Genomic DNA, 7,949 nt, shown 5'->3' on the forward strand with positions numbered 1-7,949 from the left:
GATGCGGTGGATCTTTCTCTTTTGCCTGTTCGTCGCCGCCTTCGGGCTGTTTCTGCCCGTCGGCCGGAATTTGAACGGGGCGCTGGTGACCCGCATTCGGATGTGGCGGTACTTGCAGCAGAAAAGCAAAACGGCGAAGTCGGAGCGCAAGAACGACCGGCCGACGCTGATGGAGCGGAAAGTGTGGAACGGTCTGCAGCGCAAACTGGCCGCCGCCTCTATCCCGCTCACGCCGAAAGAATTCGTCTCGATTTTGTTCGGCGCGGGCTTGATCCTGCTGCTTTTCGCCTTCGTCTGGGGGCCGATTCCGTCGCTGGCGGTCGCGGCGGCGCTGTACGGACTCGTCTTCGTCCTGCTCAAGCAGCTGCCCGCCCGGCGCAAACGAAAAATGGCGGCGCAGCTCGGGGACGCGCTGCTGCTGATGTCCAGCGCGCTGAAATCGGGCTACTCCATCGTGCAAGCGATCGATCTCGTCGCGCGGGAAAACATGCAGCCGCTCTCCGAGCAATTTCAATCGCTGACCCAGTCGCTCAAGCTCGGCGAATCGTTCGAGAAGGCGCTCGCCGACTTCGGCAAACGGCTCGATATCGAGGAGCTGACGCTCGTCGTCGACACGATTCTCATCACCCGGGAAACCGGAGGCAACGTCACGCAGGTCATCGACGAGCTGATGGACGTCATGCGGGAAAACGAAAAGCTGGCGGAGGAAGTGAAGGCCGTATCCGCGCAAGGCCGAATGTCCGCTTGGGTCATCGGCATGCTGCCGCTGTTCCTGTTCTTCTTCCTGTTCGCCATCAGTCCGGATTACATGTCCGCTCTCGTCAATAACATTTTCGGCATCATCCTGCTCGCCGTAGCGGCGGGGAGCCAGGCGATCGGCATTTTCGTCATCCGCAAAATGATTCGGTTTAAGATCAGGTGAGTCCCATGGACCGTATGATATTCGTCGCTTTGTTGTTTGTCGCGAGCTACTCGTTTTGGAATCTAGTTTGGTACGCCTTGGTCTGGCATCCGAAACGGAGATTGATGCAGCGCATTCGGATCTATTTCCCGCGAGAACACAAGACGATTTATGAAATTCCGCTGCTCCAGCGCATTCTGACCCCGCTCGTGCAGCGATTCGCTTCCGCCGTCGGCAAGCTGACGCCAAGAAGGTACCGCGAATTTTTGATGCGCATCACGCTGCTGCTGACCGATCCGGTCGACGTCAATCGGTTGATCGGAACGAAATGGCTGTTGTTCAGCTCGACGCTGCTGTTTTTCGGCCTCCTGCTGCTGACGAGCGGTTCGCTGGCGCCCGTCATGTGGATCGTGCCTTTCGCGCTGTTCTTTCTTCCCGATCTAATGATTCGCGGGAAAGTCAACAAGCAGCGCCAGGAAATGCAGAGCGAGCTGCCGTACTTGCTCGATATTTTGTCGGTCGTCCTGGAAGCCGGCACGTCGTTCGACAACGGGCTTTCGAAAATTTGCGCGAAGCGCAGCGGTCCGCTGTACACGGAGCTGGAGCGGATGATGCGCGAAATCGCGGTCGGCTCGACGCGGGAAGAAGCGCTGCGGCACGCCGCCGAGCGCGTACAGCTGCCCGACTTCTCCCAGCTCGTGCGCGCGCTCATTCAGGCGGACAAAATGGGCGTCAGCATCGTGCGCACGATTCGGATGCAGTCGGAGCAGCTTCGGATGAAGCGCGCGCAGCGCATCCACGAGAAAGCGATGAAGCTGCCCGTCAAAATCATGTTTCCGCTCGTGTTGTTTATTTTTCCGCCGATTTTCTTGGTCATTCTCGGACCCGGCATACTGCAGATTATTGAAATGTTTACAAGTCAGTAAAGGAGGTCATCGTTATGTCCTTGCTTCCGATTCGCACGATGCGGTTCATGTCCGTGCGCATTCCGACCCGGCCTGTCGTCGTCCTCGTCACGCGCAATCATCAAGATGAACTGCAGCGATATTTGTCGAAGCTGACCGCTCACGCCTGGTTTCAGGAAGGCGGCATCATTCACATCTGGGACCAATATTCGATGGACCGGACGAAGGCGGTGGCGGATCTTTATATGGAGAAGCATCCGGACCGGATCACGTGGACGCCGCAGGTGCCCGACGTTCGGCCCGAGCGCTGGTTCGCGCGCCTCTCGAACGAACCGATGGTGGAAATCGTCAATTTGGCGGCGATGGATCGCGTGGGCGGCTACCTTCCGCCGCAGTGGTGGACGTCGTGGTTCGACTGGCTGCGCCGGCCTATTCGTTCCGAAGGGCGCAAGCCCGACCCGAAGCGGCTCGTCGAGGCGTTGGAATGGGAACGCAGCCGTATCTACGACGTCATCCGCGAACAGTTTTTGGAGCCTCTCTCGCATGCCGAGATGGTACACGCTCATCACGAAGCGGCCGGGGGCGGCGAAGATCGGCTGGACCGCATCCGCGACATCTACCGGAAGAGCGCCGCGCGGCTGCGCAGTTCCGCTCTGTTGTTCGATCCGGAAGTGTGGCGCGGGGACGGCTTATATTCCAACTTGCTCCCGTTCTGCGACGGCTTCACGGAGCGGACGAACATTCCGTGCGAGGTGACGGAATTCGGGGCCGAGCGTCCGCTGCCACGGTATCTCGGCATCACGTTGATGCGCATCGTGGCCGAATGCTTCCAATGGATCGCGCCGACCGGCGGCACGCAGCAGGTGTCGGTTCGCGTCCGGTGGCGTCTCCGCGGCGTCGCGGTCCGCATCAAGACGGTCGGCGTCGTCTGGGAGCACGGGAACATGTCGGAGGAGAAAACGGCCATGGAGCAGCGCGCTTCGATCGTCGGCGGCGCGATCCGATGGTCGAAGAACGGCGTGACGATCGTGTTGCAGGACGGGAGATGAGGCATGATGGCGCGCCGTAATCGCAGCGAAGAAGGGCAAAGCTTGCTCGAATGGTCCATCGTCTTGCCGGTCATCCTGTTGTTTTTGTTCGCTCTGATCGATTTCAGTTTTATCTTGTACCAAAAGCATACGCTCGATCAACTGACCAAGGAAACGGCGCGCGGCGCCAGCATCGGGATGAGCGCGGATGCGCTGCGCACCGAAGCCGGACGAATCGCGGAAACGATGATTCCGGTTTCCTCCACGTCGTACGCGGAGGCGACGAACGCCAGCGGGCAGCGCTACGGCCAGCTGACCTTGACCGCAGCCGACGGGAGGACGATCGTCTTGACGTTCCAACCGGCGCTGTCGCTAAGGGCGAAAGGCGCTTCAATTCGCTCCTCGACCGAGTACACGTACCGGTTCCTCACGCCGGTTCTGTCGGAGATCGAAGGCGTGAAGCTGCGAAGCGCTTATGTAACCTTGGTGGAATATGTCCCTAATTCATAACGCGCGGCTTGCTCCCAGGGAAGCGAGGACCGCCGATTCGAAAGGGGGTGCGTGCGATGAAACTGCCGCGCTTCGTCCGTGACGAGCGGGGGCAAACCGTGACGCTGTTTGCGCTGCTGCTTCCCGTTCTGATCGCGCTGGTCGGCCTGGCCGTGGATACGGGTTGGTTTCTATACAATAAGATGAAAATTCAAAATGCCTCCGATCTATCCGCATTATCCGCGGCGCAAAAACTGCCGGACACGCCGACCGCGCGCTCGACCGCCGTCGACATTTTTCAGAGCAATTACGGGCAGGCCGTGTCGATCAGCAATATTAACTTTTTTAACCAGAACAAGGGGATTAAAGTCCATTACGAAGCGCAGCTTCCCCTTCTGTTTCTTCCCATCGTCGGCATCGACGGCGTGACGATTACGGGGAAGGCGGAGGCCGTCGTACAGTTTTTGCACCAGCCGACGGAGGTCATTCCGATCGCTATTTTTCATACCGTTCCGCTCGTTTACGGGCAAACGACCGTCATCTACGGCGACAACTCGACCGTCGGCAACTTCGGCCTCGTCGATCTAAGCCGAGGCGCGATCTCCGGCGACGAAACGATCAATATGGCCCTCGAACGGTGGATCGCTTACGGCTTCAAGTCATCGGACGGCGTTCTGCCGAAGACCGGCGAGAAAATTTTGACCATTACGGGCAAACGGACCGGGCCTGTCGACAAAGGCTTCGATATTCGTATCGCGGAAGGCCGAAACCGGGTTATTTGCCCCGTCGCCGACTTCTCGAAAGCGAAGTCGAGCTCTACGGTGCCGATCCTCGGTTTCGCCTTGTTCGAGTCGGTTTCGAGCACGATCGTCGGCACCGGCGCGAGCGAAACCGTCCACATCGCCGGCAAGTTCGTGGAAATGATCGACCCGCATGCGATTACCGACCCCGGCGCCGGCGCCTACGGCATTAAGAGCGTTTTGCTTGTGAAATAACGACAAACAGCGGCCGTTCGAACGAGAACGTACTCGTGTCGAACGCCGCTGCCTGTTTTTTTGCCTGTCTTACCCTGCCGCCGTTCGAGACATGGCTCCTTGGGTGATCGCCAGATGATGCATCGTCACTTCCGGCCGGCTTCCTACCCGGATGTTGACGCCCGTTTGCCCCAGCCCTTCGCTGATATAAAACGGTTTTCCCCCGGCGTAGTGGAGCCCTTTGATCATATTCAACCGAACCAGCTTCCCCATCTTCACCAAATGGTACGGCTTCGGCCAACAAATTTGCCCGCCGTGGAAATGGCCGGACAGCAAGTAATCGTAATGGTACGGATCGAGCTCCAGCACGACGTTCGGATCATGCGTAAGAACGAGACGGTATTCGTGCTGCGTCGCGCGAGCGAAAGATTTCTTCAAATCGCTTCGTCCCGTACAGTGATCGTCGATGCCGATGATATGCAGCCGGCGGCCGCCGATCTCCACCACATCGCTTTCGTTCTGCAGCGTTCTACAGCCGTATTGATGGAACGTCTTGCGCAGCTTCTGGAACGCTTCCGGACGCAATACGTAATCATGATTTCCGAACACCGCGTAAATGCCGTGAGCGGGTTCGAGCTTTCTCAGCGCTTCGAGATACGGGGCGAGTTTCGGAATCGTACGTTTGCGATCCAAGAAGTCGCCTGTCAGCGCAATGATATCAATCGTCTCGCCGCGGAGCTTATCGTAGAGCTCGTCCGGCGATATCGATATGTTTTCCAAATGCATGTCGGATAGATGAAGCACGTTCAATACGGGGGCTTCCGGATGCTCGGCGAGGCCGATGCGCTCTCTTCGCAGAAAGACATCCTTCGTATTCTTATATGCTTTGTAACCGAACCCGAGGAGGACTACAGCCACGATCGACCACATTATCGTCATTCTAACGATCCCCCTTCTTTTCTACTAGACTACTTATTATAGAAAATCGGGGGATAGATTGTTAGTTGTAATTATTTCAATCGACCGCTCCGTATTTCTCGAACAATGTTTCTTTCGGCATATACAAATATTTCAACGATTGTTTTCGAATCGTTTTGAACGGCTGCGACACGAAGAGAAGACAGATCATCGATTGCGGAACCCATTTCATTATTTTCAATCCTCGGCTGCCGATCGGCAATACTTCGAAGCCGAGGCGATCGCAGCCTTTGTTCAGCAGCGTAATGCCGATCAGCCCTTTGATCTCCTTCGACATCGGATGGCGGCGTACGTAATCGGCCAAGCAGGGCAGCGACGCTTGCACCGACCGCAGAATGTATTTCCCCCGTTCGATGTCCCCGCGCAGCGGAAACAGCGCTTGGAGCAGCCGGACATTATGCAGATGGATCTTCAACAACACGTCCCCGGGCTTCACGCTTTCTCCGTTCGAAAGAACTAACGGTTTCCCGCGGTAAGTTAGCAGCCTTACCCTGAAAATGTTCCGTTCCGGCTCCGCTTCGACGTAACGCAGACGCGTAAACATGTAGTAAATGGGATCGACCCATCTCCAAATCCATAACATCCACGTCTTCCCATACATCTGAGTGTACCCCTTCGGATTGGATTCGGTGCTTAGTATCCCAAGGGACGACGCGGTTCAAAAAGGGAATCCAAGGTGGAATGCTAATGATCTCCTTCCTCGCCAGCGAAATGATGCGTTAAATTACGGCGGAGGCGGAAAAACTTCTAAGGTCATTACATTATGGAGGAGAGCCGGAATGAAAAAGGTGCTGCTGCTGCCGTTTCTTCGATTTCATTCGGGCCATCACCAGGTGGCTGATGCGTTGCGCGAGTATATCCGGATCGCGGAACCCGATGCCCAATGCGAAAAAATCGACATCTTCTCCTACGCTTCCGAGACGATCGAAGCCTTGGTTTCCCGCATTTACTTGCGGTGGATTCATAGCTTCCCAGGCGTATACAGTTGGATATACAGGAAATCGGCGTATTCCCATGGCACCCGTCAAAAACGGTTTTACAGTTACGAACTGCTCTTCCTTGAGGCGATGAGAGCCTTGCTCCGGGAACAACAACCGGATTTGGTCCTATGCACCCACTGTCTGCCTTCCTATATCGTTGGTCGATTGAGGCGGCTCGGCGAGACGTCCGTTCCTTTCGTCAATGTGTATACGGATTTTTTCATTAACAACGTCTGGGATCGCCGTACAGCGGATTATCACTTCGTCCCGGATCGCCATATTAAGGAGCAACTAACTGCATCAGGCGTCGAAGACCACCGAATTTTCGTAACCGGCATCCCTGTCCATCCCGAAATCGACGGCTCCCCCCGCATCGCCGAAAGGCAGGAGCCGCGGGTTACCGTTCTGCTGGCCGGCGGCAGCCTCGGAGCAGGTCAGATGCGAACCTTGATCGAGAACACCCGAAGCAGCGCCGCTATCACCTACAAAGTCCTTTGCGGCAAAAACCGGCGATTGTTCGATGAATTGCGGCAACGGGCCGATCCGCATATCGTCCCGATGCCGTACATCGAGTCCAAATCGGAAATCAACCGGCTTTACCACGAAGCCGACGCGATTTTAACGAAGCCGGGGGGCGTCACCATGAGCGAATGTATCCGGATCGGACTGCCTCCCCTTATTTATCATTCGCTGCCGGGCCAAGAAGAAATCAATTTCCGTTACCTATTCCGCTTGGGGTTGGTTCACGACTGGCATGATTGGCACGTGGGCGATATGGAATCCAGACTCCTCGAACTGGTATCGAACCGTTCGAACGGTTGGAAATCGAAGCTGGAAACCTACAGGCGGCAGCTGACCGAACAAGATCTTGTATCCACTGTACGCCATATCCTTCGAAGCCCTTAAAAAGGGGTGGTTCACGTATGCAGCACATTATAACGCTTTGTATTCTCCTTTTGCTGCTTCCGATGCTGTTCGCTACCGCCGGCGCCGCCCGCGCATGGAGAGGCGCGAAAGAAGCTCAAGAGCAGGGCGAACGGTCGAACGAGCCGATGCAAATCATTGACGAGGGTATCGTTTGTCTGCATGCCTTGCGCAATCATGGGGTAACGAAAGAGCAGTTGTATGATATGCTGCGCAGCAAAGGTCTTCGCACGGCCGAACAAGTGGATTGCGCTTTCTTGGATCCCTTCGGGCAGATTACGGTGATCGAGAAAAGCGAAAAACGCCCTTGATCGCGGTAACGATCAAGGGCGTTCTTGTCGGCTTGGCGGCGTCCTACTCTCCCGGGACCCTGCGGTCCAAGTACCATCGGCGCTGGAAGGCTTAACGTTCGTGTTCGGGATGGGTACGCGTGGTTCCCTTCCGCCATTACCACCAAACCTGATTTTTGCGCACGCTTCTCCGAGTAGACATTCCGCAAAATATCATACCTTAGAAAAGACATGCAGCTTTGTTTGTTCAAGGAGACTTGCCCCCTGAAAACTGGATGCGAAATCAAACGAAACATCGTATGGCTGGGGTCCCCGCAAAGTACTCGGAATCCGCTTCGCAGCGACTCGTCACTTTGTGGGGTGTAGTTGGATAAGTCCTCGACCGATTAGTATTCGTCAGCTCCACGCATTGCTGCGCTTCCACCTCGAACCTATCAACCACGTCGTCTACATGGGGTCTTCAAGCAGGGAAATCTCATC

At 56.2% G+C, this 7,949-nt stretch carries 9 protein-coding genes and 2 rRNA genes; 7 read left to right on the forward strand and 4 right to left on the reverse strand.

What is annotated here, in order from left to right; translation table 11 throughout:
- Nucleotide 1: 1 nt before the first annotated feature.
- From VE009_RS07450 to VE009_RS07470, 5 genes are read left to right on the forward strand one after another with little or no spacing between them, the layout of a single operon-like run.
- Nucleotides 2-922: a type II secretion system F family protein gene (locus tag VE009_RS07450; RefSeq protein ID WP_325006756.1), complete on the forward strand. Its 921-nt coding sequence runs from the start codon at nucleotides 2-4 to the stop codon at nucleotides 920-922.
- A gap of 5 nt (nucleotides 923-927) precedes the next feature.
- A complete protein-coding gene (locus VE009_RS07455) occupies nucleotides 928-1,827 on the forward strand; it encodes a type II secretion system F family protein (protein WP_325006757.1) in 900 nt (299 codons plus the stop codon).
- Between the two features lie 14 nt (nucleotides 1,828-1,841).
- Complete coding sequence (locus VE009_RS07460) at nucleotides 1,842-2,855, forward strand: hypothetical protein (protein WP_325006758.1); 1,014 nt, start codon at nucleotides 1,842-1,844, stop codon at nucleotides 2,853-2,855.
- 3 nt (nucleotides 2,856-2,858) lie between these two features.
- A complete protein-coding gene (locus VE009_RS07465; RefSeq protein WP_325006759.1) occupies nucleotides 2,859-3,344 on the forward strand; it encodes a TadE/TadG family type IV pilus assembly protein in 486 nt (161 codons plus the stop codon).
- A gap of 56 nt (nucleotides 3,345-3,400) precedes the next feature.
- Nucleotides 3,401-4,318 carry a TadE/TadG family type IV pilus assembly protein gene (locus tag VE009_RS07470; protein WP_325006760.1) on the forward strand — a complete coding sequence of 306 codons (918 nt, stop codon included), beginning with the start codon at nucleotides 3,401-3,403 and terminating at the stop codon, nucleotides 4,316-4,318.
- A gap of 69 nt (nucleotides 4,319-4,387) precedes the next feature.
- Here VE009_RS07470 and VE009_RS07475 read toward each other — a convergent pair whose 3' ends face one another.
- Together VE009_RS07475 and VE009_RS07480 are read right to left on the reverse strand one after the other, a co-directional pair.
- Nucleotides 4,388-5,236, reverse strand: coding sequence for a metallophosphoesterase (locus VE009_RS07475; RefSeq protein WP_325006761.1), 849 nt, complete (start codon nucleotides 5,234-5,236; stop codon nucleotides 4,388-4,390).
- A gap of 76 nt (nucleotides 5,237-5,312) precedes the next feature.
- Complete coding sequence (locus VE009_RS07480) at nucleotides 5,313-5,876, reverse strand: YkoP family protein (protein WP_325006762.1); 564 nt, start codon at nucleotides 5,874-5,876, stop codon at nucleotides 5,313-5,315.
- Nucleotides 5,877-6,054: 178 nt separating this feature from the next.
- On the opposite strand from VE009_RS07480, the gene VE009_RS07485 reads away from it, so the two are divergent.
- Entirely contained in the window at nucleotides 6,055-7,161 is a 1,107-nt protein-coding gene (locus tag VE009_RS07485; RefSeq protein WP_325006763.1) for an MGDG synthase family glycosyltransferase, read from the forward strand.
- Between the two features lie 17 nt (nucleotides 7,162-7,178).
- Entirely contained in the window at nucleotides 7,179-7,490 is a 312-nt protein-coding gene (locus VE009_RS07490) for a YetF domain-containing protein (RefSeq protein ID WP_325006764.1), read from the forward strand.
- A 30-nt stretch (nucleotides 7,491-7,520) separates the two neighbouring features.
- Here VE009_RS07490 and rrf read toward each other — a convergent pair.
- Both rrf and VE009_RS07500 read right to left on the reverse strand, forming a co-directional pair.
- Nucleotides 7,521-7,637, reverse strand: a 5S ribosomal RNA gene (rrf, locus tag VE009_RS07495).
- A gap of 198 nt (nucleotides 7,638-7,835) precedes the next feature.
- Nucleotides 7,836-7,949: ribosomal RNA gene (locus VE009_RS07500) — 23S ribosomal RNA — on the reverse strand; the annotation flags it as partial.

The sequence above is a fragment of the Paenibacillus sp. genome (assembly GCF_035645195.1).
Taxonomy (GTDB): Bacteria; Bacillota; Bacilli; order Paenibacillales; family YIM-B00363; genus Paenibacillus_AE.

Coding starts and splice junctions, on each gene's coding strand:
- VE009_RS07450 (WP_325006756.1), top strand. CDS start 2: ATGCGGTGGATCTTTCTCTTTTGCCTGTTCGTCGCCGCCTTCGGGCTG.
- VE009_RS07455 (WP_325006757.1), top strand. CDS start 928: ATGGACCGTATGATATTCGTCGCTTTGTTGTTTGTCGCGAGCTACTCG.
- VE009_RS07460 (WP_325006758.1), top strand. CDS start 1,842: ATGTCCTTGCTTCCGATTCGCACGATGCGGTTCATGTCCGTGCGCATT.
- VE009_RS07465 (WP_325006759.1), top strand. CDS start 2,859: ATGATGGCGCGCCGTAATCGCAGCGAAGAAGGGCAAAGCTTGCTCGAA.
- VE009_RS07470 (WP_325006760.1), top strand. CDS start 3,401: ATGAAACTGCCGCGCTTCGTCCGTGACGAGCGGGGGCAAACCGTGACG.
- VE009_RS07475 (WP_325006761.1), bottom strand. CDS start 5,236: ATGACGATAATGTGGTCGATCGTGGCTGTAGTCCTCCTCGGGTTCGGT.
- VE009_RS07480 (WP_325006762.1), bottom strand. CDS start 5,876: ATGTATGGGAAGACGTGGATGTTATGGATTTGGAGATGGGTCGATCCC.
- VE009_RS07485 (WP_325006763.1), top strand. CDS start 6,055: ATGAAAAAGGTGCTGCTGCTGCCGTTTCTTCGATTTCATTCGGGCCAT.
- VE009_RS07490 (WP_325006764.1), top strand. CDS start 7,179: ATGCAGCACATTATAACGCTTTGTATTCTCCTTTTGCTGCTTCCGATG.